Source organism: Streptomyces sp. 4F14, from assembly GCF_048159485.1.
Lineage (GTDB): Bacteria > Actinomycetota > Actinomycetes > Streptomycetales > Streptomycetaceae > Streptomyces.
Window position 1 is genome coordinate 1 of record NZ_JBLRVY010000241.1, and the last position, 368, is coordinate 368.

The 368-nt window shown below is 76.4% G+C and carries 1 pseudogene; it reads right to left on the minus strand.

Features of this window, described 5'->3' with window-relative positions:
- Nucleotides 1-368 (minus strand): annotated as a pseudogene (locus ACLZOT_RS50520) (two-component sensor histidine kinase); the annotation flags it as partial.

Below are 368 nucleotides of genomic sequence, written 5' to 3' on the forward strand. Positions count from 1 at the left end.
CGATGCTGCGGGTGGCCCGGCGCAGTGCCCGCACGGGCCGCAGCACCCCGCGCGCGGCCAGCAGCGCGATCAGCACGGCCAGCGCGAGCGCCGGCACGGTGGCCCGTTCGATGGCGGTGACCAGGGCGTCGACGTAGCCCTGTTCCTCCTGCTGGGGCACGGTCAGGTAGACCTCCAGGCCGGAGGCGCGCTCCCCGGCGGCGTACGGGCCGGTGAAGGTGACCGGCATGCCGACGACGAGTGCGGACCGGCCGTCGTGGGACACCCGCTGGAACACGGTGGCCCGGCGGGAGCGCACGGACTCGCGCATCTCCGGGGACAGTTCGCGGAAGGCGTCCCCGGGGCGCGAGGTGGCGTCGGCGTCCCGG